Genomic DNA, 25,539 nt, shown 5'->3' on the forward strand with positions numbered 1-25,539 from the left:
GCCGCCGCTCACAACCGGGCCGGGACGACGACGCCGAGGCCGGGCACCCGCTCGCCGCGTTCGGGGTCGAGCAGTTCGGCGGCGGCCTCCGCGGGGGCCTGGCCGTTGCGGGCGGCCTCCGCCAGGGCGGCGCTGACCAGGGCGGTGGCGAAGGAGGTGCCGCTCCAGCGGGCGTACCCGCGAAACCCCTCGACGTCCAGGAAGCTGCTGGCCAGCCACTCCCCGCGGGCGCAGGCATCGACCCACGGCCCGTGCGCGGAGAACGGGGCCGCGGCGCGCTCTGCGGCGTCCAGCGCGCCCACGGCGATCACCCCGGGGAGCGCGGCGGGCCAGAACGGGCGTGTCGAGGGCGTGTTGCCCGCGCAGGCGACGGCCACCGTGCCGGACTCGGTCAGCCCGGCCAGCGCCGCGGCCAGCAGCGGCGGGGGCCGGTCGCCCGGGGTGTGGCCGCCGAAGGAGAGGTTGAGTATCCCCGGCGGGTCGTGCCGCAGCCGGTGCAGGGCGCGCAGCACGCGGGCCTCGTCGCCGACGCCGTGGCCGTCCAGGACCTTGAGGACGCGCAGCCGTACGCCGGGCGCCCGCCGCACCAGCAGGCCCGCGATGAACGTGCCGTGGCCGGCCTGCGGGTCGAGGCGGCCGTCGTGGTCGGCGTCGGCCAGTTCGGCGGCGCTCATGCCGACCTCGCCGAACCACGGGGCGGGCTTCCACCAGGGGTGCTCGGTGATGCCGGTGTCGAGCACGGCGACCTGCGGCCCGCGGGGAGCCTCCGGCCCAGGCGCCCAGGCGATCGGCTCGGCCGGCACCGGGCGGGAGGCGGGGCCGCCGAACCACAACGGCTGCCCGACGAAGACGTGGTTGGGCGAGACGAGGTGGCCGCGTTCGCCGAGGTCGGCGGCGACCTGGAGCGGGTCGACGCCGGCGGTCAGGCGTACGGTGCACACGCCGTCGGCCTCCGAGGCGGCGTGGGTCCAGCGCTCCAGGGCGCCGGCGCCGCGCAGGTCGGTGATCAACTGGCCCGGGCGAATGAGGGCGGGAGGCTCTCCAGAGCGTTCCACGATCGCGATCTCAGGATCCACAGCAGCTCCGTGGTGTTCGGCACGGCCGATGGCGTGCCCGCGTCGGGTAATCGACGGGTAATCGATCGGTCACGCAGTGTATCTTGCGGATGGGAGTGCTGTGTCAAGTGGCACTGGCGCAACACATAGGTATGACCCCGCCTCTGGTGTCACGTCACGACCGACGGTAGTCTCTCCTACAGTCACTTGTGATCATCCCAGTACGAGGCCGTTGGGGAAGGCGCACCTCGTACCGAAACGGGAGGTCCGGTGTCTGCTCGTGGCGTGCTTTACGTCCACTCGGCTCAGCCTGCGCTGTGCCCGCATATCGAATGGGCGGTCGCGGGCGTCCTTGGCGTGCCCGTCGACCTGAGATGGACTCCTCAGCCCGCCGCGCCTGGCACCGTGCGCGCGCAGGCGGAGTGGGAGGGTCATCCGGGCACCGCCCCGGCCGTCACGTCCTCGCTCATGGGATGGCAACGGATCCGGTTCGAGATCACCGAGGATGCGTCGCCGGGGATCGACGGTTCCCGGCACGCCTACACGCCGACCCTCGGCGTCTTCACCGCGGTCATCGGCGCCAGCGGTGACATCCTCGTGCCCGAGGACCGGCTGCGGGCGGCCATGCTGACCGCCGCGCAGGGGCGGGGCGTGCTGCAAGACGAGCTTGACAAGTTGCTCGGCCGTCCCTGGGATGAGGAGTTGGAGCCCTTCCGCTACGCGGGAGACGGGGCGCCGGTCCGCTGGCTGCACGCCGCCGTGTAGCCGCGGGCGAGGCCGCCTGGCACGTCGCGCGTGTGCGCGGTCGGGGAAGCCGCACACCCGCCGGCGGGTACGGCGAAGCCCCCGCACCGATCATCGGTGCGGGGGCTTCGCCGCTTACGATCATGTTGTGTCACGCAAAAGCGTGACAAATCGCCCTTAGAGCGGGATGTTGCCGTGCGCTCCACGGGCCGGGGTGGCCTGCGCGAGGACCTTCACGATGGCCCCGCGGGTGTTCGCCGGCTCCAGGACCTCGTCCACGACGCCCAGCTCCATCGCCCGGGCCAGCCCGCCGGTCATCTCCTCGTACTCGGCGGCCAGCCGCTCCTCCAGGGCCGGGCGCTCCTCTTCGGACACCGCGGCGAGCTGACGCCGCTTCAGCAGGCGCACCGCCGCCTTGGTGCCCATCACGCCCATCTCGGCGGTCGGCCAGGCGAAGACGCGGGTGGCGCCCAGGGAGCGGGAGTTCATGGCGATGTAGGCCCCGCCGTACGCCTTGCGGGTGATCAGCGTCACCCTCGGCACGGACGCCTCGGCGAAGGCGTGCAGCAGCTTGGCGCCCCGGCGCACGACCCCGTCGTGCTCCTGGCCGACGCCCGGGAGGTAGCCGGGCACGTCCACCAGGACGACCAGCGGCACCCCGAAGGCATCGCACATCCGGACGAACCTCGCGGCCTTCTCGGCGGAGGTCGCGTCCAGGCAGCCGCCCAGCCGCATCGGGTTGTTGGCGATCACCCCGACCGTACGGCCGGCCATCCGCCCCAGGGTGGTGACGATGTTGGGCGCCCACTTCGGGTGCAGCTCCACGCCCGGCTCGTCCAGCAGCCCCTTGACCAGCGGCTTGACGTCGTACGCGCGGCGCGGCGACTCGGGCAGCAGGTCGCTGAAGTCGATCTCCTTGACCTCCGAGGCGCGTGTCCGGCCCTGGTGCCCGAGGAGTACGGCCAGCCGCCGGGTCTGAACCAGCGCCTCCGGCTCCGACTTGGCCACGACGTGGACCACGCCGCTGCGCTTGCTGTGCGGCTCGGGCCCGCCGAGGCCCGCCATGTCGATCTTCTCGCCGGTGACGCTGTGCACCACGTCGGGGCCGGTCACGAAGATCCGGCCCTGGTCGGCCAGCACCACGATGTCGGTGAGGGCCGGGCCGTAGGCCGCGCCCCCGGCCGCCGGGCCGACGACCACGGAGAGCTGTGGAACGATCCCGGACGCCTTGGTCATCGCGGCGAAGACCCGCCCGACCGCGTGCAGCGACTCCACGCCCTCGGGGATCCGCGCGCCGCCGGAGTGCCAGATGCCGATGATCGGCACCCGCTCCCGGACCGCCACGTCGTAGGCGTGCACGATGTGCTCGCAGCCCTCACTGCCCATCGCGCCGCCCTGCGTCCTGGCGTCGTTGCAGAACGCGACCACCGGCACGCCTTCGACGCGCCCCATGGCGGCGAGGGCGCCGCTGGTGTCCTCTGGAGTGATCAGGCGGAGCGAGCCCTCGTCGAGCAGCGCCGCGAGGCGCACCTGGGGATCGCGAGGATCCGCGGCCTCCTTATCGGAGGCCGTGCTCACCACCCTGTTGTCAAGTACCGTCATGAGCGACTCCTCAATGAGTGGTGAAGGCGATCGCGACGTTGTGGCCGCCGAAGCCGAACGAGTTGTTGATCGCGGCGAGGTCGCCGTCGGGCAGCTTGCGCGGCTCGCCCGAGACGATCTCCACCTCGATGCCGTCGGCGGGGTCGTCGAGGTTGGCGGTGGCCGGCACGATCCGCTCGTGCAGGGTGAGCGCGGTGAAGACCGACTCGATGCCGCCGGCGCCGCCGAGCAGGTGGCCGGTCAGCGACTTGGTCGCGGTGACCAGCGGGTGGCCGCCGATCGCCTCCTTGATCGCATGCGTCTCGATCTCGTCGCCGATGGGCGTCGAGGTGGCGTGCGCGTTGACGTGGATGATGTCGCTCGGGTCGAGCCCGGCATCGCGCATCGCGAACTGCATGGCCTGCTGCCCGCCGACGCCGCTCGGCTCGGGGGCGGAGATGTGATGGCCGTCGCTGGTGTATCCGGCGCCCGCGGCGACCGCGTAGACGCGCGCGCCCCTGGCCCTGGCGTGCTCCTCGGATTCGAGCACCAAGATGCCCGCTCCCTCGCCCAGCACGAAGCCGTCCCTGCCCTTGTCGAACGGCCGGGAGGCGCGCTGCGGCTCGTCGTTGCGGGTGGACATGGCGCGCATCGCGGCGAAGGACGCCACGTTGAGCGGGTGGATGGCGGCCTCGGTGCCGCCGGCCACGACCACGTCGGCCCGCCCGGAGCGGATCATGTCGATCGCGTAGCCGATGGACTCGGCACCGGTGGCGCAGGCGCTGACCACGGCGTGGGTTCCGGCCCGCGCGCCGAGGTCGATGCTGATCCAGCCGGCCGAGCCGTTCGGCATCAGCATGGGCACGGTGAACGGCGAGAGCCGGTTCCAGCCCTTCTCACGGTAGGTGTCGTAGGCGGCCAGGATCGTGGTGATCCCGCCGATGCCGCTGCCGACCACCACGCCCAGGCGCTCGCCGTCGACCTTGGGGGCCCCGGCGTCCTGCCATGCCTCCCTGGCGGCGATGAGCGCGAACTGCTCGGCGCGGTCGAGCCGGCGCATCTCCGGCCGCGGGAGCACCTCGGCCGGGTCAACCGCGGCCACGCCGGCGAACTTCACCGGAACCGTGTCGACCCAGTCCTGGGTGAGGGTGTCGATACCCGACCGACCGGCGAGGAGCGCCGACCAGGTCGAACCCACGTCCCCACCGAGGGGCGTCGTCGCGCCGAGCCCGGTGACGACGACACGTACCTGGTCCCTAGCCACTTTGTGTGCACTCCTCTTGGTCGGTTGTGAAGATCCCGGGCATCCGCCCGTGGACGGCCGCGGTGGGCCCGCGCCCGCCCCACGGACTACCCCTGAATGAAGGTGATGACGTCCTTGACGGTCTTGAGGTTCTTGAGCTGCTCGTCGGGGATCTCGACGTCGAACTCGTCCTGGGCGGCCACGGCGATCTCGACCATGGACAGGGAGTCGATGTCGAGGTCGTCCACGAAGTTCTTCTCCGGGGTCACCTCGGAGGCCGGAATGCCGGTGATCTCGTTAATGATCTTCCCGAGGCCGTCCAGGATCTCCTGCTCGGTGATGGCCATGTCGCGATAACTCCTTGATCGGTTTCTTTTGCGTGGAATCGGGTCTTGCAGTCCGTACGGCGACGCCGTACAGGTCTCAGGGAAGCTCGACCACCTGGGCGGCGTAGGTCAGCCCGGCGCCGAACCCGAGCAGCAGGGCCAGCCCGCCGGACGGGACCTCGCCGCGTTCGATCATGCGGGACAGCGCCATCGGGATGGACGCCGCCGAGGTGTTGCCCGCGAGCACGATGTCACGGGCGATGACGGCGTTGTCCGCGCCGATCTTGCGGGCGATGGACTCGATGATCCGCAGGTTGGCCTGGTGCGGGACGAAGGCCGCGAGCTCCGCCGGGTCGATCCCGGCGCGGTCGCAGGCGTCCCTGGCCACGGGGTGCAGGGCGGTGGTGGCCCAGCGGAAGACGGTCTGGCCCTCCTGGTGCAGGAACGAGTTGCGGTCCTTGACGATGATCGCGTCGGACTTGTCGCCGTCGCTGCCCCAGACCACCGGGCCGATGCGGGGCACGTCGGAGGGGCCGACGACCACGGCGCCCGCGCCGTCGGCGAAGATCACCGCGGTGGAGCGGTCGTTCCAGTCCAGCCAGTGGGAGAACTTCTCGGTACCGATCACGAGCACGTTGCGGGCCGAGCCGGAGCGGACCGCGTCGGCCGCGGCGGACAGGGCGTAGCAGAACCCCGCGCAGGCGGCGTTGACGTCGAAGGCCCCGGGGGCGTGGATGCCCAGGCGGGAGGCGACCCGCCCGGCCGCGTTGGGGATCTGCGACTCCATCGTGCAGGTGGCCACGAGCACCAGGTCGATGTCGGCCGCGGACAGGCCGCTGGCGGCCACCGCCTTGCCCCCCGCGTGTACCGCCAGGTCGACCTCGGTCTCGTCCGGCGAGGCCAGCCGCCGTTCGGCGATGCCGACCCGGCTCTGGATCCACTCGTCGTTGGTGTCCATGGTCTTGGCCAGGTCGTCGTTGGTCACGACGTTGGCCGGTTGGTAGTGGCCGAAGGCCAGAATCTTGGCGCCGGGAGCGCCCTGTGCGAGTTTCACTTGAGCAGCTCCCTGGCGCTGTCGAGGTCGTCGGGGGTCTTGAGGGCCACGGTGGCCACCCCGCTCATGCCGCGCTTGGCCAGGCCGGTCAGCGTGCCGCCGGGAAGCAGCTCGATCATCCGGGTGACGCCCATCTCGGTCATGGTGGCCATGCAGCGGTCCCATCGGACCGGGCTCGCGACCTGCTCCACCAGGCGGGACAGGAGGTCGGCGCCACTGGAGACCGGAGCGCCGTCGAGGTTGGAGAGCAGTGTGACCTGCGGGTCGGCGGGCGTCACACCGGCCGCCGCGGCGCGCAGCCGCTCGACGGCGGGCGCCATGTGCACGGTGTGGAACGCTCCCGCGACGGAAAGCGAGACCAGGCGGGCGCGGGCCGGCGGGTCGCCCTTGAACGCGGCCAGCTCTTCGGTGGTGCCCCCGGCGACGATCTGCCCGGCGCCGTTGATGTTGGCGGGCGTGAGCCCGTGCCGCTCGATCGCGGCCAGCACCTCCGGCTCCTCGCCGCCGAGGATCGCCGTCATGCCGGTCTCGGTCAGCGTGGCGGCCTTGGCCATGGCCTGCGCGCGCTCGCGGATCAGCTCAAGCGCCTGCGCCGGGGTGAGCGCCCCGGCGATGGCCGCGGCGGCGAACTCGCCCACGCTGTGCCCGGCCACGAGGTCGGGCGTGCCGCCCAGCTCCGCGGCGGCGGCCAGCGCGGCGGCGACCAGGAGGGGCTGGGCGACCGCGGTGTCGCGGATCTCCTCAGCGCTTCCCGTGGTGCCGCAGGCGGCGAGATCCAGGCCGACGATCTCCGACCACGCGGCCATGCGGTCCGCGAATCCGGGCAGGTCGAGCCATGGGGCGAGGAAGCCTGGTTTCTGGGCGCCTTGGCCCGGAGCGACGATGACGAGCACGAAATCCAGCCTGCCCTGTAGAAGTTCACCACCCGGATAGAGATCCGTACGAACTTTGTCCACGGTTTGTTGTAGGGATCCTACAGTTCGTACGGACCACTCATGACGTGACAGAGGTCAGGTAACGGGTGATTCGGTCAGCCTGCCCAAGATCAGGCCGACCTGGAGGGTGAAGGCGGAACGGCCTTCGGTGGGCTGGTAGCCGGTCAGTTCGGTGATCTTCTTGAGGCGGTAGCGCACCGTGTTGGGGTGCACGAACAGCAGCCGGGCGGTGGCCTCCAGGGACGTGCCCTGCTCCAGGTACGTGGCCAGGGTGTCGAGCAGCGGCGTGCCCGCCAGCGGGAGGTAGACGTTCTCGATGAGCTGCGCGCGGGCGTCCTCGTCGCCGTCGATGGCCCGCTCGGCGAGAAGTTCGTCGGCGTTGACCGGGCGCGGCGCGTCGGGCCAGCCGCCCGCCGCACGCAGCCCGGCCAGCGCGGCACGCGCCGAGCGGGCCGCGGTGTGCAGGTCGGGCACCTCCGGGCCGATCACGATCGGCCCGGTGCCGAACCGCGGCGCCATCTGCCTGGCCGCCGACGCCGCGTTCTCCGCGCCGCCGACGATCACGATCAGCCGGTCGCCCTGAACCCCGGCCAGCAGGTCCATCCCCGTCCTGCGGCCCCGCTCGCGCAGCCCGTCGATGATCGACTCCGGCTTGCCCGGCGGTGTACGGCCGGCCAGCACCACCACGGGGGAGGACGTCCAGCCGAGCGCCGCGGCCCAGGAGTGCAGGCCGTCGTCCACCTCGCCCCTGACCAGGGCGTCCACGATGAGGGCTTCGAGCCGCGCGTCCCACGCGCCGCGCACCTCCGCCTCGCGGGCGTAGACCTGCGCCGCCGCGAAGGCGACGTCGCGGGTGTAGCGGAGCATGGCCTGTTCGAGCTGGTCGCCGCCGCCGGGCGCGGCCAGGTCGTCCACCTGCGCCTCGACCACCTCCACCACGACCCGGACGATGTCCACCGTCTGCTGGAGCGAGATCGAGCGCTTCAGCTCGCGCGGCGCGGTGCCGAAGAACTCGATGCTCGGGGTGGGCCTGCCCTCGCCCGCGTGCTGGAACCACTCGACGAACGCGGCGATGCCGGCCTGTGCCACCAGGCCGACCCATGAGCGATCCTCCGCCGACAACGCGCGAAACCACGGCAGCCGCTCGTCCATCCGCGACATGGCCGCGGTGCCGAGGGTGCCCATCGCGCGTTCGAGCCGCCGCGTGGTGTCCGCGCGGGCCTTGCCGCCGCTCTCGACGTCCGCGGCGGGTCCCCCGCCGGGCGCGGGACTGCCGGACTGCCTTTCCGATGCCTCGGTCACGTTCCTAGAGTGCCAGGTCACTCGGGGTGCTCACGCGCGTACCCGAATCACAGCACCGCCACGGCGGTGATCAGACCGAGGACCAGGTGGATCACCGCGAGCAGCCGCGCGCCGGGCTGCGGACGCGTCTCGCGTACCAGGTCCTGCACCGAGATGCCGATGATGTGGTCGAACAGCAGCATCGCCACCGTCTGCACGGCGATGCCCACCATGCCGAAGGTCAGGGTGGTGAGCAGCCTCTCGTGCAGTTCGCCGCTGGAGGACCACATCGAGGCGGCCACGATGAGCCCGATGGAGGTCAGGCCGGAGGAGGCGAGCAGGGTGGCGTTGGGGTTGCGGTCGGTCTTGATGAGGTCGCGCAGGTTGCCGGGGATGGCCAGGTCGATCACGTAGAAGCCGATGATCAGCAGCAGTACGCCAAGTGTCGCGTAGGCCAGGATGGCGAGCGCGCCGCGGCCGAGATCGTCGCCGAGGCCGTCGGCGAGGGGGGCGGCCAGGGCGGTCACCATCTGGCATGACTCCTAGTGGTCGCGGAGCCTGCCGTCCCTGCCGGGCACGGCGGTACGCCGGACGCGGTGAGTGGGGCTCACGATGGACGGTAACCCCAACAGATTACTGGTATGCCCGGCATTACCGCACTTACCGCGCTTAACGGAGTTCCGCTCTCTCGGCCGCCGGAGGCGCGGGAATGTCGGTGCGCAGGCGTAGTTTCGGAGTGTGAACCGTACCGATCGGCTGTACGCGCTCGTCGAGGAGCTGCGGGCGATCTCCCCTCGATGCCGGTCCGCGGCGGACCTGGCGGCCCGGTTCGAGGTGAGCGTGCGCACGATCGAGCGCGACATCGCGGCTCTGCAACAGTCCGGCGTCCCCATCTACCCCCAGCCCGGCAGGCGCGGCGGCTACGTGCTCGACAAGGCGATGTCGCTGCCCCCGCTCAACTTCACCCCGGCCGAGGCGGTGGCCATCGCGGTCGCGCTCGGCGGGGCGGGCGGCCGGCCGTTCGCCCGGCACGCGCGCACCGCGCTGCGCAAGGTCGTCGCGGCCATGCCCGGCGGCGACAGCGAGCGGGCCAGGGAGCTGGCCGCCCGGGTGCGGCTGTTCGACCAGGCCGAGGCCGACGACGCGGCGGCCTCGGCCGACGTGGCCCGGGTGATCGAAGACGCGCTCCAGCACCGCCGCGTCCTGCACCTCGGCTACCAGGACGGCAAGGGCGCGGTGACCACCCGCGACGTGGAGCCCGGCGTCTTCCTGGGCGGCCGGGGCGGCTTTTGGTATCTGGTCGGCTACTGCCGATTACGCGAAGACGTCCGGGTCTTCCGCCTCGACCGGATCACCGCGGCCGCGCTCACCGGGGAGCGCTGCCCGGAGCGGGCGCCCGAGGAGTTCACGACCGACCTGCCCGACATGGTCCTGCGCAACCCGGCGCTCGACTGACCGGCCGAAAACCCCGCGACCGGCCGGACACGCGTCCGAAAACACCGACAGGCAGTTGTCGCCCGGCCCGGTGACCATTGACCTGTCCGACCGATCCGACCTGTCCCGAACCTCGGCTCCGAGACTTCCCGGGCACGCCGCCCACCGCCGATCGGCGGCGCGCCCGGGAAACACCCCGGCAGCACGTAGCGCCCTTACGCCTCGCTAACCCGCGCAGCCCTAGACATGGACGTGTCGTCGCGCGGCGAAGGCCCGCGGGTTCTCGGAGGTGCGTGCAGTTGACCTCCTCCCCCTCGTGAACGAGAGGGATTCCGGCTCTCGCGAGCCGGACCTTCCTGCTTCACCGGCGACTGCCCCCACCCACCGATCCCGGAGGAACAGCGGTGACCGGTCTTACACGGCCTCCACAGGCATCACATCCCGCCGGCCCGGCGGCAGACCCACCAGACCTGACCATCACCCGGCGGATGTCACCAAGCGTAACAGAAGTATCACACTTTGCGCGGCCGATCGCCGAAACGGCGATCGGCCGAATCCTGCCCCGCTCCGCAGGAGATCCGGTTCCTCCCTCGCCTGAAGTCGAGGGTTTCCACGGAGGTATCCGATGAGAGTCCGGCGTGCGGTCGTGCTCACCGGCGTGGTGGCGGCGCTTTCCGCGCTCACGGCATGCGGCCAGCAGGCGTCGTCCAGCGGGGTCGCCTCGGTGGCCGGCACCGGGCGGGCGGGCGCCTCGGCGTCGCCGTCCCCCTCGGTCTCGGCCGACCCGGCCAAGTTCGCCCAGTGCATGCGCGAGCACGGTATCAAGATCAACGAATCCAAGGGGGGCGGAATGGTGACCGCCCGGGTCACGAAGGGCGACAAGACGAAGATGGAGGAGGCGCACAAGGCGTGCGGCAAGTACATCGAGGGGGCCATCGCCGAGCGGATGAACGACCCGAAGACGCACGACGCCATGGTGAAGTTCGCGGCGTGCATGCGCGAGAACGGCATCGACATGCCGGACCCGCAGCCCGGCAAGGGGTTCCCGGCTCTGGCCAAGCCGGCCAAGCGCCCCAGGGGTGACGCCGCCATGGAGAAGGCCATGAAGGCGTGCGAGGACCACCTACCCGGAGGTCGCACCAAGCGCCCCTGATCCCTAGGCGGGGGATCGCTCCCCGGTCGCGGGGAGCCGGACCACGACGGACAGGCCGCCGTCCGGGCGCGCGGTGGCGGCGGCCGACCCGCCGTGCGCCACGGCGATCGCGCGGACGATGGACAACCCGAGCCCCGACCCCGACGACGAGCCGATCCTGTCGTGCAGCCGCCGGAACGGCTCGAACAGGTCCGCCACGTCGTGGGGCGGAATGGCCATGCCGTCGTTCTCCACGGTGAGCACGACCTCCCCGGGCTCCCCGGTGATCCCGGCGGCCTCCACGGCCAGCCGCACGCGCAGCTCCCCGCCCTTCAGGTTGTACTTCACCGCGTTCTCCACGAGGTTGAACGCACACCGTTCGAGCAGCAGCGCCTCGCCGGCCGCCCACACCTGCGGCAGGTCGGCCGTCACGGTGACGCGCCGCCGCTCGGCCGCGGGCCCGACCTGGTCGAGCACCCCGCGCACGATCTGCCGCAGGTCCACCGGGTTGCGGGCGATCACCTCGTGCTCCGAGCGCGCGAGCAGCAACAGCCCCTCGATCAGGCGCTCGTGCCGGGCGTTGGTGCCGAGCAGCGCCTTGCCGAGCGCGCGCAGGTCGTCGGAGGCGTCCGGCTCCTCCAGCGCCACCTCGATCAGCGTGCGGTTGATGGCGATGGGCGTGCGCAGCTCGTGTGAGGCGTTGGAGACGAACCGCCGCTGCCCGTCGAAGGCGCGTTGCAGCCGGTCCAGCATCGCGTCGAAGGTGTCGGCCAGCCGTTTGACGTCGTCGCGCGGCCCGCGCAGCGCGATCCGCTCGTGCAGGGTGCTCTCCGAGAGGCGCTCGGCGGCGGAGGTCACCCGGCGCAGCGGGCTCAGCGCGCGGCCGGTCATCGCCCACCCGAACAGCACGCCGGCCACCCCCACGCCCAGCATGATCAGGACGGAGTTGCGCAGTACGTCGGCGAGCACCGCGGCCCGGCCGGCCTCCAGCCGTTCGAGCACGGTGGCGCCGAGGAAGTCCGCCGACCTGCCCACCGGCCCCTGCACCGGCCCCTCCACCGTTCCGCGCCGGGCGAACGCGTCCTCGCCCGGCAGTACCGGCGGCCCGTCGGTGGGCCGGGCCACGTCGACCGCCTTGGTCAGGGCGGCCAGCGGCTTGCCCGCCACGAACTGGTCCTGGATGGCGCGCTCGGTGAGCAGGTAGGTCACCCACACCAAGGTGGCGCCCCCCAGCAGGAACAGCAGGCTGTAGAGCAGCATGAGCCGGGCGCGCAGCCCGATGCCCGACACCCGGGCGCCGGCGGCCGACAGGCCGGCCGCGGCCCGCCGTACCGGCCTCACAGGCGGTATCCCGCGCCGAGCACGGTCTCGATGACCGGCGGGTCGCCGAGCTTCCTGCGCAGGGTCGCCACGGCGACGCGCAGCGCGCCGGTGCCCGCGTCGTAGTACTCGTCCCAGGCCCGCGCCAGCAGGTCGCGGGGCGAGACCGGCGCGCCTTCGGCCAGCATCAGCTCCTTCAGCAAGGCGAACTCCCGCCTGGTCAGGCCGACGGCCCGGCCGTCCCTGGTCACCGCGCGGGTGGCCGGGTCCAGCCGCAGGCCCGCGCGCTCCAGCACCCTGGGCCTGGCCCGCGCGGTACGTCGGGCCAGCGCGCGCACCCGCGCCACGAGTTCGGCGAACGCGAACGGCTTGGGAAGGTAGTCATCGGCCCCCAGCCCGAGCCCGGCCACCCGGTCGGTCACCGTGTGCGCCGCGGTCAGCATCAGCACCCTGCCGCCCGCGCCCGTCGCGACCAGGTGCCGGCACACGTCGTCGCCGTGCACGTCAGGCAGGTCGCGGTCCAGCACGACCACGTCGTAGTCGACGTACGACAGGCGTTCCATCGCCTCCGCCCCGTCGTAGACGACGTCCACCGCCATGGCCCTGCGCCGCAGCCCGCCCGCGATGGCGTCGGCCATCTCCGGCTCGTCCTCGACCACCAGCACGCGCATCTCACGCACCTCCGGTGACCAGCGTGAACCACCCGATGTTAGGAGCCGATAAGGCGACCGGCCCGGTGATCGCGCTTACCCTCCGCTAACCCCCGTCGCCCTACACATCGGGTGGTGCCACGGGCGTGGGTCCCGTGGGCCGGAGGTGAGGACGATGAGACGTGACCGGCCGGCCTGCCCGGGAGGCGGCGGATGAGGCGCAAGGGGGCGCTGTTCGCCGGGGTCGCGGCGGTGGCGGTGATCGGCGGCGGCACGTGGGCGGCGGTGAACTCCTACCGGCAGGGCGGCCCCGAGCCCGGCGGCACCGCCGCGCCCCCGCCGGCCACCGCCGAGATCACCAGGACCGACCTGGTCGACTCCGAGTCGGTGAGCGGCAAGCTGACCTATGCCGAGGAGCGCAAGGTGTCCTACAGCGGCTCCGGCACCGTCACCGCCGTCCCCGCCGAGGGAAAGGTGATCAGGCGGGGCGGCGCGCTGCTCAAGGTGGACCGCCGCCCCATGGTGCTCATGTACGGCAGGCTGCCGCTCTACCGCGAGCTGAACTCCGGCGTGAGCGACGGGCCCGACGTGGAACAGCTCGAACGCAACCTCAAGGCGCTCGGCTACGGCGACGACCTCACCGTGGACGAGGACTTCACCTATGCCACCTCGGCCGCCGTCAAGGAGTGGCAGAAGGACCGCGGCCATCCGCAGACCGGCGCGGTGGACGCCGCCCAGGTCGTCTTCCTGGACGGGGCCGTACGCGTGTCCGGCGTCTCGGTGGAGGTCGGCCGGAAGATCAACGGCGGCGAGGTGCTGACCGTGACCGGCACCCGCAGGATCGTCCAGGTGGACCTGAACACCGATGACCAGGCCCTGGCCCGCAAGGGCGCGCGGGTCACCATCGAGCTGCCGGGCGGCGCGGAGGTCAAGGGGCGCATCGTCCGCGTCGGCACGGTCGCCCAGCAGGTCAGCGCGGAGGAGGGCGGCGGCTCGACCATCGACGTGGAGATCTCGCTGGGCGGCCGGAAGACCGGCCGCCTGGACCAGGCGCCGGTCAACGTCGCCATGGAGAGCAAGCGGGTCAAGGACGTGCTCACCGTCCCGGTGGAGGCGCTGCTCGCGCTGCGCGAGGGCGGCTTCGGCGTGGAGGTCGTCGAGGGCGGCGCGACCCGCCTGGTCGCCGTGGAGACCGGCGCGTACGGCGGGGGCCGGGTCGAGATCACCGGCGACGGGCTCGCGGCGGGCATGAAGGTCGGGGTGCCCGCGTCGTGAGCGCCGCCAACGTCGTCGAACTGGCCGGGGTCACCAAGGTCTACGCCGGTGACGTCGCCGCGCTGCGCGGAGTGGACCTGCGGATCGGCGCCGGGGAACTGCTCGCCATCGTCGGCCCCTCCGGATCGGGCAAGTCCACCATGCTGCACATGATCGGCACCCTGGACCGTCCCACCACCGGCACCGTCACCATCGCCGGCCACGACGTGGGCGGCCTGTCCGACCGGCGGCTGTCCTCGCTGCGGGCACGCCATCTGGGGTTCGTCTTCCAGCAGTTCCACCTGTCGGCGGGCGTCAGCGCGCTGGACAACGTGGCCGACGGCCTGCTGTACGGCGGGCCGCGACTGCGCGAGCGGCGCGAACGCGCCGCGGCGGCCCTGGAACGGGTCGGCCTCGGCCACCGCCTCGGGCACCGCCCGCACCAGCTCTCCGGCGGCGAGCAGCAGCGGGTCGCGGTGGCGCGCGCGGTGGTCGGCGATCCGCCGCTGCTGCTGGCCGACGAGCCGACCGGGAACCTCGACTCCGGCGCGGGGGCGGAGGTGCTGGCCGTACTCGCCGGCCTGCACGAGTCGGGCACCACGGTCGCGATCATCACGCACGACATGGAGATCGCCGGCTGGGCACCCAGACGGGTCAGGCTCAAGGACGGCCTGATCGTGTCCGACGACTCCGGCGACGGGGACGCCGCGGATGTCACGGCGGCCGGGGTCGCGGGGGAGCGGCGATGAGCGACCGGCTCGCCCCGACGCGGCTCACCCCCGGCGACGTCCTGCGCGTGGGCGCGGCCGGGCTGCGCGCCCGCCCGGCCCGGGTCGTGCTGTCCGCGTTCGGCATCGCGATCGGCATCGCGACGATGGTCGGCGTCATCGGCATTTCCGCCTCCTCGGCGGAGAGCCTGCTGCGGCAGTTGGACCGGCTCGGTACCAACCTGCTCACCGTGCAGCCCGGCAACACCCTGTTCGGCGACGCCGCCAAGCTCCCGATGGACGCGCTCGCCATGGTCCGCAGGATCGGCCCGGTCACCACGGCCTCGGCCACCGGTGACGTGGACGCCGGCGTGCGCCGCACCGACCGGATCCCCGAGGAGATCACCGGCGGCATCGCCGTACGGGCGGCCGACGGCGACCTCGTCAAGACCCTCACGGGCCGGGTGCGTTCCGGGACGTGGCTCAACGCCGCCACGGAGAAGTACCCCGCCGTCGTGCTCGGCGCGGTCTCCGCGCAGCGGCTCGGCCTGAGCAAGGCGGGCGGCAGGGTCTGGATCGGCGGCCGGTGGTTCACCGTGCTCGGCGTCCTGGACCCGCTGCCGCTCGCCCCCGAGATCGACCGCTCGGCGCTGGTCGGCTTCCCGGCCGCCGAGCGGTACCTGGGCTTCGACGGCCACCCCACGATGATCTACGAGCGGTCGCAGGAGGCGGCGGTCGCCGACGTCCAGGCCGTGCTGCCGCGCACGGTCAATCCGGAAAACCCCGAGGAGGTGGAGGTCAGCCGCCCCTCCGACGCGCTGGCGGCCAAGGCCGCGGCCACCGGGGCGTTCACCGGGCTGCTGCTCGGCCTCGGCGCGGTGGCGCTGCTGGTCGGCGGCGTGGGCGTGGCCAACACCATGGTCATCTCGGTGCTGGAGCGCCGCAGGGAGATCGGGCTGCGCCGTTCCCTGGGCGCGACCCGCGGGCAGGTGCGGGTGCAGTTCATGGCGGAGGCGCTGCTGCTGTCCGCGCTCGGCGGGGCGGCGGGGGCGCTGCTCGGCGCGGCGGTCACGGTCGGGTACGCCTACACGCGGGACTGGCCCTCGGTGGTGCCGCCCTGGGCGCTCGGCGGCGCCGTGGGCGCGACCCTCGTCATCGGCACCCTGGCCGGGCTCTACCCCGCGATGCGCGCGGCCCGCCTGTCGCCCACCGAGGCCCTGGCCACCACCTGAAAGGCGAGGGGCGCCCCGCCGCGCACGGCGGGGCGCCCCTCGTGTCGTTCGTGCTACAGGCCCATCGACTGGGTGTCGTTGGACTCCGCGCCGCCGGCCTCCGTCACGCCGTTTTTCAGGTGGTAGCGGCTGATCGCCTCGCGCAGGTTCTCGGTCTCGATCTCCCCGCGCCGGGCGAGCTGGGTCAGCACGGCCAGCGTGATCGACGCGGCGTCCACGTGGAAGTGGCGGCGCAGCGCCGAGCGGGTGTCGGACAGGCCGAATCCGTCGGTGCCGAGCGAGGCCCAGTCGCCGGGAATCCACCGGGCGATCTGGTCGGGCACCGCCCGCATGTAGTCGCTGACGCCCACGAACGTGCCCTCCACACCCGACAGGGTGCGGGTGATGTGCGGCACCCTCTGCTCGGCGTCGGGGTTGAGCAGGTTGTGCTCCTCGCAGGCGAGGGCGTCCCTGCGCAGCTCCGTCCAGGAGGTGGCCGACCATACCTCGGCGGCGACCCCCCACTCCTCGGCCAGCATCCGCTGCGCCTCGAGCGCCCAGGGCCCGGCCACGCCGGACACCAGGATGTTGGCCTTCGGCCGCTCCGCCGCCCCCTCGGGGGCCTGGGAGAGCCGGTAGAGGCCGCGCAGCAGCCCTTCCACGTCCAGGCCCTCGGGCTCGGCCGGCTGCGGGTAGGGCTCGTTGTAGACGGTGAGGTAGTAGAAGACGTTCTCCGGCTGCTCGCCGTACATCCGGCGCAGGCCGTCACGGACGATGTGCGCGATCTCGTACGCCCACGACGGGTCGTAGGAGACCGCGGCCGGGTTGGTCGAGGCGATCAGCGGCGAGTGGCCGTCCTCGTGCTGCAGGCCCTCGCCGTTGAGCGTCGTACGGCCGGCGGTCGCGCCCAGCAGGAAGCCGCGCCCCATCTGGTCGCCGAGCTGCCACATCTGGTCGGCCGTGCGCTGCCAGCCGAACATCGAGTAGAAGACGTAGATCGGGATCATGTGCTCGCCGTGGGTGGCGTAGGCCGTGCCCGCGGCGGTCACCGATCCCATCGACCCCGACTCGCTGATGCCCTCGTGCAGGATCTGGCCCTCGGTGGACTCCTTGTAGGACAGCAGCAGGTTGCGGTCCACCGCCTCGTACGTCTGCCCGTGCGGCGAGTAGATCTTCGCGGTCGGGAACATCGCGTCCATGCCGAAGGTGCGCGCCTCGTCGGGGATGATCGGTACGAACCGCGCCCCGATCTCCTTGTCGCGAATGAGGTCCTTCAGCAGGCGGACGAAGGCCATCGTGGTGGCCACCGCCTGTTTGCCCGAGCCGCGCCGCAGGTCGGCGTAGACGGGGTCGCCGGGCAGCTTCAGCGGCTTGGCCCGGTTCACCCGCTTGGGCAGGTAGCCGCCGAGCGCCGCGCGGCGCTCCTTCATGTAGGCGATCTCGTCGTCGTCCTCGCCCGGGTGGAAGTAGGGCGGCAGCTCGCCCTCCAGGGCCGAGTCCGGGATCGGCAGGTAGAGCCGGTCGCGGAACTCCTTCAGCTCGGCCTTGGTGAGCTTCTTCATCTGGTGGGTGGCGTTGCGGGCCTCGAAGTCCTTGCCGAGGGTCCAGCCCTTGATGGTCTGGGCGAGGATCACGGTGGGCTGGCCGACGTGCTCACGCGCCGCCGCGAACGCCGCGTACACCTTGTGGTAGTCGTGACCGCCGCGCGACAGCCTGCGGATCTCCTCGTCGGACAGGTGGGAGACCATCTTGCGCAGCCGCGGGTCATCGCCGAAGAAGTGCTCGCGGATGTACTCGCCGCTCTCGACGGAGTAGGTCTGGAACTGCCCGTCGGGAGTGGTGTTCATCTTGTTGACGAGCACGCCGTCCACGTCGGCGGCGAGCAGCGGGTCCCAGTCGCGGCCCCACACGACCTTGATGACGTTCCAGCCGGCGCCGCGGAAGAACGACTCCATCTCCTGGATGATCTTCCCGTTGCCCCGGACCGGCCCGTCCAGCCGCTGGAGGTTGCAGTTGATGATGAAGGTGAGGTTGTCCAGCTCCTCGCGGGCGGCCAGGCCGATCGCGCCCAGCGACTCCGGCTCGTCCATCTCGCCGTCGCCGAGGAAGCACCACACGTGGCTGCGGCTGGTGTCCTTGATCTTGCGGTTGAGCAGGTAGCGGTTGAACCGCGCCTGGTAGATCGCGCTGATCGGCCCCAGGCCCATGGAGACCGTGGGGAACTCCCAGAAGTCGGGCATCAGTCGCGGGTGCGGATAGGAGGGCAGGCCCTTGAACCCGTGCGAGAGCTCCTGCCTGAACGCGTCGAGCTGGGCCTCGTTGAGCCGCCCTTCGAGGAAGGCGCGGGCGTAGATGCCCGGTGCGGCATGGCCCTGGATGTACACCTGGTCGCCGGACTCGCCGTGGTCCTTGCCGCGGAAGAAGTGGTTGAAGCCCACCTCGTAGAGCGAGGCCGCGGAGGCGTAGGTGGCGATGTGCCCGCCGACGTTGGTGCGTGCGTTGGCGCGCGACACCATGATGGCGGCGTTCCACCGGATGTAGGCGCGGATGCGCCTTTCCACGTGCTCGTCGCCGGGGAACCATGGCTCCCGCTCCGGCGGGATCGTGTTGATGTAGTCGGTGCTGCGCAGTCCCGGCACGCCGACAGAGTGCTCACGGGCCCGCTCCAGCAGGCGCAGCATCAAGTACCTGGCCCGCGAGCGCCCCTCCGTCTTGACGACGGTGTCGAGCGATTCGAGCCACTCTTGGGTCTCGCTGGGATCGACATCAGGAAGCTGGCTGGGTAGGCCGTCACTGATGATCGAGAAACGCTGGCGTCCGGAAGCCACTGGGTCTTCGCCTTCCGAGGATGGACTTGTGAAGCCTCTATGTATGGTGTCTAGGTCACTTCCATCCTGGCTGCTTACCCAGCAATGCGCATCTCTACTGTCGAGTAGCCAAGATGTCCCTGCTGGCAGTCGGCCGGATGTGGCCTAGTCCACCGATCGTAGGACGATTCTGGCATGTAGCGCCCCGACCGGCAAAGGTTCGCTCTGCAACGTGGGCGGCGTGAGGACGGGCCGGGCCCGCCAGGAGGGGTCCACCGGCGTGTCGCGTTCACGGCGAGCGTAACGATTCGGTCGAAGTTCTCCTCGCTCTCCCGCAGAGACGCCCGTGCCCTCTTCCCCAATGCCGCCCGCCGTACCAATGTGGAAGACACCGTGGCCATGCGGAAGGAGGGATGCACATGAACGCGACGGTTGGCGATCGGCTCCTCGTACACGGCAATGTCGTGGGGGAGCGGGACCGCCGGGGGGAGATCATCGAGGTGCGCGGCCCCGGCGGCGGCCCGCCGTACGTGGTGCGCTTCGACGACGGGCACACCGGTCTGGTATTTCCCGGCCCTGACGCCGTCGTCGTCCCAGCTCAACGGCGGCCGTAAGATCGACTGGTGAAGTCAACGGAGATCGAGGTCACGACCGGGACACGGGACCGTGTGCACGACATCACCCGGGAGTGCGAGAACTTCGCGAGAAGCTGTGGCGAGGACGGGCTGCTGCACGTCTTCGTCCCGCACGCCACGGCCGGCGTCGCGCTCATCGAGTTGGGCGCCGGCAGTGACGAGGACCTGCTCAAGGCCCTGGGCGACCTTCTCCCGGCCGACGGCAGGTGGCGGCACGCCCACGGCTCGAAGGGGCACGGGCGGTCGCACGTCATGCCGGCCTTCGTGGCGCCGTACGCGAGCGTCCCCGTGGTCGGCGGGCGGCTCGCGCTGGGCAGATGGCAGTCGATCACGATCGTTGATCTCAACGTGGACAACCCGAACCGTCGAGTTCGTTTGTCTTTTTTGTCCGACTAATCGGGGCATACCGCAGCCTCGGGCGGCCCGTTGCCGTGGCGACCGTTGACGTCGGCGGGTCACAGCGTGTGGACTGTGCCGAAGCGAAGGCCCACATAGGGCCGGACGTCCGCATCGGACGGGGCCATTCAAGCAGGAGGGATAGACGTGAGCGCGACCGCGGGTCAGGCGCAGGGCGAGCGCGGCCTGGCCGAACGACTCGGCCTGAAGCCGGGTCAGGTGGTGCAGGAGATCGGCTGGGACGAGGACTGCGACGAAGAACTGCGCGAGTCCATCGAAGAGCTGACCGGCAGCGAGTTGGTCGACGAGGACTACGACGACGTCGTTGACGTGGTGCTGCTCTGGTGGCGCGACGGCGACGGCGATCTGTTCGACGTCCTGACCGGCGCCCAGACCGGGCTGGCCGACGGTGGCCAGATCTGGTTGCTGACGCCGAAGGCCGGCAGGAGCGGCCACGTGGAGCCGAGCGATATAGGAGAGGACGCCACGACGGCGGGTCTGTCGCAGACCAGCAGCATCAGCGCCGCCGCCGACTGGTCGGGGACCCGGTTGGCGACCCCGAAGACGCGTCGTTAGCCCGTCGCTCGTTCATCGGGGGCCGTAACTGCCGTACGGCCGGCTCCGTGCGGGCCGTGCGGCAGAACGCGTGCGCGCGGCCGACGCGCGCCGTGGACGCTTGTCCACGTGCCTGGATACTGACATGGGAGGACCTTGCATGTCCGTCGAGGTCGGCTCCGTCGCCCCGGACTTCGAGCTGCAGGACCAGCACGGCACTCCGGTCCGGCTCTCCGGCCTGCGGGGGTCGAACACCGTCCTGATCTTCTATCCGCTGGCGTTCAGCGGTGTCTGCACCAGCGAGCTGCGGTCCATCCGCGACGAGTTCGCGCCGCGCCGCGACGAGGTGCGGGTGCTCACCGTCACGGTCGACTCGATTTTCGCGCTGCGCGCCTGGGGAGACCGGGAAGGGTACACGTTTCCGCTGCTGTCGGACTTTTGGCCGCACGGTGAGGTGGCGCGGGGGTACGGTGTCTTCGATGAGGAGAGGGGCCTCGCGTTGCGGGGCACCTTCGTCATCGACGGCGAGGGCGTGGTCCGCTGGAAGGTCGTCAACCCGATCCACTCGGCGCGCGACACGGCGGCGTACACCGCGGCGCTCGCCGCGATCTCGTGAACTCGTGAGCTCGTGACGATCGCGCAAGGCCCGATGTGACCTTCTGGCACGACGGGATCCAGATATTTCCAGATTTCCGGATCTTCCCGGCCTGCCAGGGCGGCTCCGCCCGGGACGGCCGGTGGTGACCGTCCAGCATCGATCCTGACGGAGGCGAGGATGCCCTGCTACCACTGCGGGGCCCGGCAGACGGACCCGGTTCGCGGCGCCAGCCCCTGGCTGCGCGGCGTCAGCGACGGAGGTCAGGTCCTCATCTGCCCGGACTGCCAGGGCGCCGCGGACCTGCGGCTCGACACCTGTGACACGTGCGGCTCCACCCGCCTGGTCTGCCGCCTCGGCGAGGTCGAGTGCCGCGACTGCGGCGCCGAACGCCCGGCCGCCAGATCCGCGGCCGGCGTCCTCGCCCCCACCACCCCGCCCGGCCTGTCCGCCGAGGTGGAGGCCGCCCTCAACCGCGTCCTGGGCCGTAACTGACCCACTCCCGCCCATCGGTTAGCGTCCAGGAGCGCAGGTCAGAGGGGCACAAGGAGAACAGGGCGAGGCTGCGCTATGGTCAAGGCGCGCCAGTCCACATAACGGTCGAGGCGTGACGAACACCACCTTTTCAGCATTTAATCAACGGATGGGCGGCATGAGCGCGTTCGTAGTGGGCCTCGACGTGGGCGGCACCTCGATGAAGGGAGGCGCCGTCACCCGCGAGGGCGTGGTCCTCCATACCGAACGCCGCCCGACCCCCCGCGCCGACGGCCCCGACGCCGTGGTGGCGGCCATCCGGACCTTCATCCTCGATCTGTCGCACATCCCGCCCGCGGGCACCGAACTTGCCGGCGTCGGCCTCTGCGTCCCCGGCCTGGTCACCCCCGACGCCGCCCTGTTCTCCGCCAACATCGGCTGGCGCGATGTCCCGGCGTCCGCGTTCGCCCCCGAGGGCGTGCCCGTCCGGCTCGGCCACGACGTACGCACCGGCGGCCTCGCCGAAGCGGTCATCGGCGCCGGGCGCGGGGTCGCGGACTTCCTCTTCCTGCCCATCGGAACCGGCATCGCGGGCGCGTGCGTACTGAACGGCTCGCCGTACGCCGGCGCGACCGGCTGGGGCGGCGAGATCGGCCACACCCCCGTCTACCCGGACGGCGAGCCGTGCGCCTGCGGCCAGCGCGGCTGCCTGGAGACCTACGCCTCCGCCGCGTCCGTGGCGCGGCGCTACGCAAGCCGTACGGGCCGCACGGCGCCCACCGAGGAGATCGCCATCCGCGCCGCCACCGGCGACGACCCGGCCGCCACCGAGGTCTGGACCGACGCAGTGCAGGCCCTCTCCCTCTCCCTGGCCACCTACACCCTCCTCCTGGACCCCTCCCTGATCGTCATCGGCGGCGGCCTCGCCGAAGCCGGCCCTCTCCTCCTCACCCCCCTCGCCGACCGCCTCTCCACCCACCTCGCCTTCCGCCCGGCCCCACCCCTCCGCCCAGCCGCCCTCGGCCCCCAGGCCGGCATGCTCGGCGCCGCCCTCCTCGGCTGGCAAATCGCCGGCCACCCCGACATCGGCACCGCCTGGACGTCTGATGTGCCCAACACCGCCCCAGTACCGTAAGGTGTAGTGCCGACCACGAACGGCGGGCGGTTAGCTCAGCGGTAGAGCACTCGCCTTACAAGCGAGGGGTCACTGGTTCGAACCCAGTACCGCCCACCAGCCAGAAGGCTCCATTTCCCATCGTGGAAACGGGGTCACCTCGTGCGATCACGCGCCGGATCCGACGCCGGTAGGCGGTCTCGGTGAATGTTCCCGCCCGTTGGGGCGGGCCAGGCCATCGGATGGGCGCACCCGGGCATCTTCGACGGCCGATATCCACCCGACGGCGCATTGGCCATTGACCCCTCGCTTGTAAGGCGAGTGGTCGGCCGCCGACCCGCCGACGACGGGATGGGGTTGGTGGTCTAGGTGCGGTCGTGTAGTTCGCGCATGTAGCGGTTGATTCGGGGCAGTCTGCGGGCCGACTCCTCCCTGTCGTCCAATTCCCAATGTTCGTCGCCGGGGTTGGGGAGAGCGGACAACTCGTGGCCGCGTGCCACCAGGGCCTCGCAAAGATCGTCGTGGTCTTGGCCCGTTACCTGCTCCCAGGCGTTGCCCGCCACGTAGCTCAAGAACTCGAACTCAGGCCAGTCATCGTTCGCCCACAGGCGTCCACGATGGATCATGGTCACCAGGCGTTGTACCTCCGGCACATCGGCCAGGGTGTCCGGGTCTCGGGCCACTCTTTCGAAGATTTCTCGTCCCAGGCCCACGAGCCACATCTGGAAGTACCAGAAGCCGTCGTCGGAGCCGCTGTGGAAAAGGGCGCGCATAGCGCCCCACATCAGCCAGGTGTCCACTTGGCGCCTGGCCCTGATGATGTGCTCGTCGAAACCGATGATCGCCTCGGCGGAGCGTTGTTCCAGTGCGTCCTGAAGCCAGGCCGCGCGTGCGTACTTGCCATCTGTCTCACGCCCGGATCGCTCTATCAGATGCCAGAACTCGTCGGGATCCATAGCGGGTGATCATGCCAGGCGCGTACGACAAAATCCCGGCGGGATGAGCCGGTGATTGTCCCGCAGGTACGCCGAGCCGGGGGAGACCCCCGGCAGTTTGTCGGTATTAAGCAATTTCGGCGGTTTGTGACGTGTGCCGGCTGGGCTTTCTGCCGCCGAAATGTACGACCGCGTGCCATCATGGCTGCTGCTGGGAAAGGAAGCCTGATGGGAAGACCCGCAAGGTATCCGCGGAATCGGCATTCGGCTCAGCCGCGGCGGTGGTGGAATCGGCCTGTTGTCCGGTGGGTCGGGAGTGCGGTTGCGACGCCGGTGCTGGTCGGGGTGTTGATCTGGGCGATTCAGCAGGGGATGGCGCCTCCCGTCGTGCCGGAGTCCGCCGCGAGGACTCCCAGGCCGTCACCGGTCCAGAAAGCCCGGTCGGGGCCGCCGGTTGCGGTGGATCTGGTGAAGGTCAAGCGGTTGTCCGACGACAACAGTTGGGCCTTCGCATCCGCTCCGGAGCTCTCGGCCGGTGATCTGGCCGCGCTCAACGCCATTCCCGCGCACACCGAGGCCCATGCCCAGTGGTTGCGGCGGCGGGGTGGTGTCGATGTCACGGAGACCGATATCGAGATCGTGGCCCGGGGCAACCGGGACCGGCCCGTGCGCATCATGGGGATGAAGGCGGACACCGAATGCCGAAAGCCGCTTTCCGGTGCCTACTTCGAGAGCCCGAGCGCCGGAGTGCCGGAGAAAATCGTGAAGATCGGCCTGAATCTGGACGAGCCCGAGCCGCGCGGCAAGGCCGAAGATGAGAACGGGAACTGGAATGGAGACTACTTTCAGCAGAACACGATATCGCTGAAGCCGGACGAGGAGATCGTCTTCCATGTGAAAGCGTGGACCCTTGAGCATTACTGCCGGTTCTCCATCGTGCTGGAGGTTCTCGATCGGGGCACGATGGTCGGTCAGGCCGTCAATGACGGGGACGGGCCGTTCCAGGTGACCGCCGCCATCACGAGCGAACCAGACGATTTCGGCGGTACGCGGACCAGGTTCGGCCAATATGACGAGGTGTACATCGGCGGCGTGGCCAACCCCGACCTCAGCGGCTGGATCGAGGTCGATCCATCGCGGTACGAGCGGCAACTGACCCCCTGATCGCTCGCGGGGTCAGAGGCCCAGGTAGGTCAGTACGGCGAGGACGCGGCGGTGCCCCGGGTCGGTCGGCGCGAGGTCGAGTTTGAGGAAGATGTTGCCGATGTGCTTGTGCACCGCGCGTTCGGTGATGACGAGCCGGGCGGCGATGTCGGTGTTGGCCAGTCCCTGGGCCATGAGCGTGAGGACTTCGCGCTCCCTCGGCGTCAGCCCGGCGAGCGGGTCCGCCTTGCGGGCCAGGAGCTGGGAGACGACCTCGGCGTCCAGCGCGGTGCCGCCGCCCGCGACGCGGCGCAGCGCCTCGGAGAACTCCTCCAGCCGGGTCACCCGGTCCTTGAGCAGGTACCCGACCCCGCCGCGGCCGTCCGCGAGCAGTTCCCTGGCGTAGACCTGCTCGACGTACTGCGAGAACACCAGCACCGGCAGGCCGCCGCCACGAACGACGGCCCGTCGCCCGTGATCGCGGCGACCTCGAAGCCCGCCGAGGCGATAAGGAGGTTCAGGCCCTCGGCCAGGACGACGTTGTCCTCCGCGATCACGACGCGCACGGCAGCGTCACCTCCAGGGTCGTCGGCCCGCCGGGCGGGCTGGTGACGCGGGTGCCGCCGTCCAGGGAGGTGACCCGGCGGCGGATGCCGGCGATGCCGGGCCAGTACCCGGGCCACTCGCCGCTGGCGTCGGTGGGGTACATGATCATCAGTACCGTTCTGATCGTGCCGATCTTCGCCTGGCTGCGCCTGCGTTCGGTCTCGGTCTGGCCCGCGGTGCTCGCGCACACCTTCGTCAGCAACGCCGGTGTCCAGATGATCTGGCTGTTCTCCGACGCCGCCCACCCCATCGACCCGCTCCAGGTGGGCCTGAACGGCTGGCCCGGCTGGATCGTGATGGGCGCGTTCGTCGCCTTCCTTGCCCTGACCGGCCGCCTCCGCCGGTGAGCCGG

27 protein-coding genes, 1 tRNA gene and 1 pseudogene are annotated in these 25,539 nt (G+C 71.2%); 15 read left to right on the top strand and 14 right to left on the bottom strand.

The genetic code is table 11. The annotated features are described in order from the left end of the window. Positions 1 to 8 precede the first annotated feature (8 nt). Positions 9 to 1,076, bottom strand: coding sequence for a S8/S53 family peptidase (locus ACH34R_RS07900; RefSeq protein WP_397560625.1), 1,068 nt, complete (start codon positions 1,074 to 1,076; stop codon positions 9 to 11). Between the two features lie 249 nt (positions 1,077 to 1,325). On the opposite strand from ACH34R_RS07900, the gene ACH34R_RS07905 reads away from it, so the two are divergent. Further along, positions 1,326 to 1,820 (top strand): DUF3145 domain-containing protein, encoded by a 495-nt coding sequence (locus ACH34R_RS07905; RefSeq protein ID WP_111167607.1) that lies wholly within the window; start codon positions 1,326 to 1,328, stop codon positions 1,818 to 1,820. 156 nt (positions 1,821 to 1,976) lie between these two features. Here ACH34R_RS07905 and ACH34R_RS07910 read toward each other — a convergent pair whose 3' ends face one another. The 7 genes from ACH34R_RS07910 to ACH34R_RS07940 all read right to left on the bottom strand — a co-directional run bounded on the left by ACH34R_RS07910 (position 1,977) and on the right by ACH34R_RS07940 (position 8,749). Continuing rightward, positions 1,977 to 3,401, bottom strand: a complete 1,425-nt coding sequence (locus tag ACH34R_RS07910; RefSeq protein WP_397560626.1) for an acyl-CoA carboxylase subunit beta — start codon at positions 3,399 to 3,401, stop codon at positions 1,977 to 1,979. A 10-nt stretch (positions 3,402 to 3,411) separates the two neighbouring features. After that, positions 3,412 to 4,644 (bottom strand): beta-ketoacyl-ACP synthase II, encoded by a 1,233-nt coding sequence (fabF, locus tag ACH34R_RS07915; protein ID WP_397560627.1) that lies wholly within the window; start codon positions 4,642 to 4,644, stop codon positions 3,412 to 3,414. Between the two features lie 86 nt (positions 4,645 to 4,730). After that, positions 4,731 to 4,970, bottom strand: a complete 240-nt coding sequence (locus ACH34R_RS07920; protein WP_397560628.1) for an acyl carrier protein — start codon at positions 4,968 to 4,970, stop codon at positions 4,731 to 4,733. A gap of 76 nt (positions 4,971 to 5,046) precedes the next feature. Next, complete coding sequence (locus tag ACH34R_RS07925) at positions 5,047 to 6,003, bottom strand: beta-ketoacyl-ACP synthase III (RefSeq protein WP_397560629.1); 957 nt, start codon at positions 6,001 to 6,003, stop codon at positions 5,047 to 5,049. Continuing rightward, complete coding sequence (locus ACH34R_RS07930; protein WP_397560630.1) at positions 6,000 to 6,896, bottom strand: ACP S-malonyltransferase; 897 nt, start codon at positions 6,894 to 6,896, stop codon at positions 6,000 to 6,002. Before ACH34R_RS07930 ends, ACH34R_RS07925 begins: the two co-directional genes overlap by 4 nt. A gap of 117 nt (positions 6,897 to 7,013) precedes the next feature. Beyond that, entirely contained in the window at positions 7,014 to 8,123 is a 1,110-nt protein-coding gene (locus tag ACH34R_RS07935; RefSeq protein WP_397561023.1) for a PucR family transcriptional regulator, read from the bottom strand. Between the two features lie 164 nt (positions 8,124 to 8,287). Then, positions 8,288 to 8,749, bottom strand: a complete 462-nt coding sequence (locus tag ACH34R_RS07940; RefSeq protein ID WP_397560631.1) for a DUF350 domain-containing protein — start codon at positions 8,747 to 8,749, stop codon at positions 8,288 to 8,290. 208 nt (positions 8,750 to 8,957) lie between these two features. Between ACH34R_RS07940 and ACH34R_RS07945 the strand changes: the two genes are divergently transcribed. Next, positions 8,958 to 9,674 (top strand): helix-turn-helix transcriptional regulator, encoded by a 717-nt coding sequence (locus ACH34R_RS07945; RefSeq protein ID WP_397560632.1) that lies wholly within the window; start codon positions 8,958 to 8,960, stop codon positions 9,672 to 9,674. 604 nt (positions 9,675 to 10,278) lie between these two features. Next, on the top strand, positions 10,279 to 10,806 hold the full coding sequence (locus ACH34R_RS07950; protein WP_397560633.1) for a hypothetical protein: 528 nt from the start codon (positions 10,279 to 10,281) through the stop codon (positions 10,804 to 10,806). 3 nt (positions 10,807 to 10,809) lie between these two features. On the opposite strand, the gene ACH34R_RS07955 is transcribed toward ACH34R_RS07950, so the two are convergent. Next, the gene (locus ACH34R_RS07955; RefSeq protein ID WP_397560634.1) at positions 10,810 to 12,126 is read right to left on the bottom strand and encodes a sensor histidine kinase; all 1,317 of its coding nucleotides are present in this window, start codon (positions 12,124 to 12,126) and stop codon (positions 10,810 to 10,812) included. Further along, positions 12,123 to 12,776 carry a response regulator transcription factor gene (locus ACH34R_RS07960; RefSeq protein WP_111167597.1) on the bottom strand — a complete coding sequence of 218 codons (654 nt, stop codon included), beginning with the start codon at positions 12,774 to 12,776 and terminating at the stop codon, positions 12,123 to 12,125. Before ACH34R_RS07960 ends, ACH34R_RS07955 begins: the two co-directional genes overlap by 4 nt. 192 nt (positions 12,777 to 12,968) lie before the next feature. On the opposite strand from ACH34R_RS07960, the gene ACH34R_RS07965 reads away from it, so the two are divergent. Genes ACH34R_RS07965 through ACH34R_RS07975 form a run of 3 tightly spaced genes read left to right on the top strand, consistent with a single transcriptional unit; the run spans position 12,969 to position 15,948 of the window. Next, positions 12,969 to 14,030, top strand: coding sequence for a peptidoglycan-binding protein (locus ACH34R_RS07965; RefSeq protein WP_397560635.1), 1,062 nt, complete (start codon positions 12,969 to 12,971; stop codon positions 14,028 to 14,030). Beyond that, complete coding sequence (locus ACH34R_RS07970) at positions 14,027 to 14,758, top strand: ABC transporter ATP-binding protein (RefSeq protein WP_397560636.1); 732 nt, start codon at positions 14,027 to 14,029, stop codon at positions 14,756 to 14,758. Before ACH34R_RS07965 ends, ACH34R_RS07970 begins: the two co-directional genes overlap by 4 nt. Then, entirely contained in the window at positions 14,755 to 15,948 is a 1,194-nt protein-coding gene (locus tag ACH34R_RS07975) for an ABC transporter permease (RefSeq protein ID WP_397560637.1), read from the top strand. The genes ACH34R_RS07970 and ACH34R_RS07975 overlap by 4 nt, the downstream gene beginning before the upstream one ends. 53 nt (positions 15,949 to 16,001) lie before the next feature. Here ACH34R_RS07975 and aceE read toward each other — a convergent pair whose 3' ends face one another. Beyond that, entirely contained in the window at positions 16,002 to 18,755 is a 2,754-nt protein-coding gene (aceE, locus tag ACH34R_RS07980; RefSeq protein WP_397560638.1) for a pyruvate dehydrogenase (acetyl-transferring), homodimeric type, read from the bottom strand. A 398-nt stretch (positions 18,756 to 19,153) separates the two neighbouring features. On the opposite strand from aceE, the gene ACH34R_RS07985 reads away from it, so the two are divergent. The 7 genes from ACH34R_RS07985 to ACH34R_RS08015 all read left to right on the top strand — a co-directional run bounded on the left by ACH34R_RS07985 (position 19,154) and on the right by ACH34R_RS08015 (position 22,623). Next, the gene (locus ACH34R_RS07985; protein ID WP_111167611.1) at positions 19,154 to 19,348 is read left to right on the top strand and encodes a DUF1918 domain-containing protein; all 195 of its coding nucleotides are present in this window, start codon (positions 19,154 to 19,156) and stop codon (positions 19,346 to 19,348) included. 9 nt (positions 19,349 to 19,357) lie between these two features. Continuing rightward, positions 19,358 to 19,765 carry a secondary thiamine-phosphate synthase enzyme YjbQ gene (locus ACH34R_RS07990; protein ID WP_397560639.1) on the top strand — a complete coding sequence of 136 codons (408 nt, stop codon included), beginning with the start codon at positions 19,358 to 19,360 and terminating at the stop codon, positions 19,763 to 19,765. Between the two features lie 147 nt (positions 19,766 to 19,912). Then, complete coding sequence (locus ACH34R_RS07995; RefSeq protein WP_113981004.1) at positions 19,913 to 20,341, top strand: DUF3052 domain-containing protein; 429 nt, start codon at positions 19,913 to 19,915, stop codon at positions 20,339 to 20,341. A gap of 139 nt (positions 20,342 to 20,480) precedes the next feature. After that, a complete protein-coding gene (locus ACH34R_RS08000) occupies positions 20,481 to 20,936 on the top strand; it encodes a peroxiredoxin (RefSeq protein ID WP_397560640.1) in 456 nt (151 codons plus the stop codon). A 159-nt stretch (positions 20,937 to 21,095) separates the two neighbouring features. Then, the gene (locus ACH34R_RS08005) at positions 21,096 to 21,410 is read left to right on the top strand and encodes a hypothetical protein (protein ID WP_397560641.1); all 315 of its coding nucleotides are present in this window, start codon (positions 21,096 to 21,098) and stop codon (positions 21,408 to 21,410) included. Positions 21,411 to 21,567: 157 nt separating this feature from the next. Continuing rightward, entirely contained in the window at positions 21,568 to 22,524 is a 957-nt protein-coding gene (locus ACH34R_RS08010) for an ROK family protein (RefSeq protein ID WP_397560642.1), read from the top strand. A gap of 24 nt (positions 22,525 to 22,548) precedes the next feature. Beyond that, positions 22,549 to 22,623: transfer RNA gene (locus ACH34R_RS08015), tRNA-Val, on the top strand. A gap of 245 nt (positions 22,624 to 22,868) precedes the next feature. On the opposite strand, the gene ACH34R_RS08020 is transcribed toward ACH34R_RS08015, so the two are convergent. Further along, the gene (locus ACH34R_RS08020) at positions 22,869 to 23,459 is read right to left on the bottom strand and encodes a DUF4240 domain-containing protein (RefSeq protein WP_397560643.1); all 591 of its coding nucleotides are present in this window, start codon (positions 23,457 to 23,459) and stop codon (positions 22,869 to 22,871) included. Between the two features lie 447 nt (positions 23,460 to 23,906). On the opposite strand from ACH34R_RS08020, the gene ACH34R_RS08025 reads away from it, so the two are divergent. Beyond that, positions 23,907 to 24,602 carry a hypothetical protein gene (locus tag ACH34R_RS08025; RefSeq protein ID WP_397560644.1) on the top strand — a complete coding sequence of 232 codons (696 nt, stop codon included), beginning with the start codon at positions 23,907 to 23,909 and terminating at the stop codon, positions 24,600 to 24,602. 12 nt (positions 24,603 to 24,614) lie between these two features. Here the strand turns inward: ACH34R_RS08025 and ACH34R_RS08030 are convergent. Both ACH34R_RS08030 and ACH34R_RS08035 read right to left on the bottom strand, forming a co-directional pair. Continuing rightward, positions 24,615 to 25,147: pseudogene (locus ACH34R_RS08030) on the bottom strand (LuxR C-terminal-related transcriptional regulator). After that, positions 25,135 to 25,296 carry a hypothetical protein gene (locus ACH34R_RS08035; protein WP_397560645.1) on the bottom strand — a complete coding sequence of 54 codons (162 nt, stop codon included), beginning with the start codon at positions 25,294 to 25,296 and terminating at the stop codon, positions 25,135 to 25,137. The pseudogene ACH34R_RS08030 and the gene ACH34R_RS08035 overlap by 13 nt, the downstream one beginning before the upstream one ends. Here ACH34R_RS08035 and ACH34R_RS08040 point away from each other — a divergent pair. Then, positions 25,289 to 25,534: a hypothetical protein gene (locus ACH34R_RS08040; RefSeq protein WP_397560646.1), complete on the top strand. Its 246-nt coding sequence runs from the start codon at positions 25,289 to 25,291 to the stop codon at positions 25,532 to 25,534. The genes ACH34R_RS08035 and ACH34R_RS08040 overlap by 8 nt on opposite strands. Positions 25,535 to 25,539: the final 5 nt, after the last annotated feature.

Origin of the sequence: Spongiactinospora sp. 9N601 (genome assembly GCF_044326295.1) — a bacterium.
Lineage (GTDB): Bacteria > Actinomycetota > Actinomycetes > Streptosporangiales > Streptosporangiaceae > Spongiactinospora > Spongiactinospora gelatinilytica.

What these genes read in the sequence shown, in the direction of transcription:
- ACH34R_RS08035 (WP_397560645.1), bottom strand. Translation starts at nt 25,296, where the DNA reads ATGATCATGTACCCCACCGACGCCAGCGGCGAGTGGCCCGGGTACTGG.
- ACH34R_RS07965 (WP_397560635.1), top strand. Translation starts at nt 12,969, where the DNA reads ATGAGGCGCAAGGGGGCGCTGTTCGCCGGGGTCGCGGCGGTGGCGGTG.
- ACH34R_RS07985 (WP_111167611.1), top strand. Translation starts at nt 19,154, where the DNA reads ATGAACGCGACGGTTGGCGATCGGCTCCTCGTACACGGCAATGTCGTG.
- ACH34R_RS07920 (WP_397560628.1), bottom strand. Translation starts at nt 4,970, where the DNA reads ATGGCCATCACCGAGCAGGAGATCCTGGACGGCCTCGGGAAGATCATT.
- ACH34R_RS07910 (WP_397560626.1), bottom strand. Translation starts at nt 3,401, where the DNA reads ATGACGGTACTTGACAACAGGGTGGTGAGCACGGCCTCCGATAAGGAG.
- ACH34R_RS08000 (WP_397560640.1), top strand. Translation starts at nt 20,481, where the DNA reads ATGTCCGTCGAGGTCGGCTCCGTCGCCCCGGACTTCGAGCTGCAGGAC.
- ACH34R_RS08040 (WP_397560646.1), top strand. Translation starts at nt 25,289, where the DNA reads ATGATCATCAGTACCGTTCTGATCGTGCCGATCTTCGCCTGGCTGCGC.
- ACH34R_RS07960 (WP_111167597.1), bottom strand. Translation starts at nt 12,776, where the DNA reads ATGCGCGTGCTGGTGGTCGAGGACGAGCCGGAGATGGCCGACGCCATC.
- ACH34R_RS07950 (WP_397560633.1), top strand. Translation starts at nt 10,279, where the DNA reads ATGAGAGTCCGGCGTGCGGTCGTGCTCACCGGCGTGGTGGCGGCGCTT.
- ACH34R_RS08020 (WP_397560643.1), bottom strand. Translation starts at nt 23,459, where the DNA reads ATGGATCCCGACGAGTTCTGGCATCTGATAGAGCGATCCGGGCGTGAG.
- ACH34R_RS07975 (WP_397560637.1), top strand. Translation starts at nt 14,755, where the DNA reads ATGAGCGACCGGCTCGCCCCGACGCGGCTCACCCCCGGCGACGTCCTG.
- ACH34R_RS07935 (WP_397561023.1), bottom strand. Translation starts at nt 8,123, where the DNA reads ATGGGCACCCTCGGCACCGCGGCCATGTCGCGGATGGACGAGCGGCTG.
- ACH34R_RS08010 (WP_397560642.1), top strand. Translation starts at nt 21,568, where the DNA reads ATGAGCGCGTTCGTAGTGGGCCTCGACGTGGGCGGCACCTCGATGAAG.
- ACH34R_RS08005 (WP_397560641.1), top strand. Translation starts at nt 21,096, where the DNA reads ATGCCCTGCTACCACTGCGGGGCCCGGCAGACGGACCCGGTTCGCGGC.
- ACH34R_RS07940 (WP_397560631.1), bottom strand. Translation starts at nt 8,749, where the DNA reads ATGGTGACCGCCCTGGCCGCCCCCCTCGCCGACGGCCTCGGCGACGAT.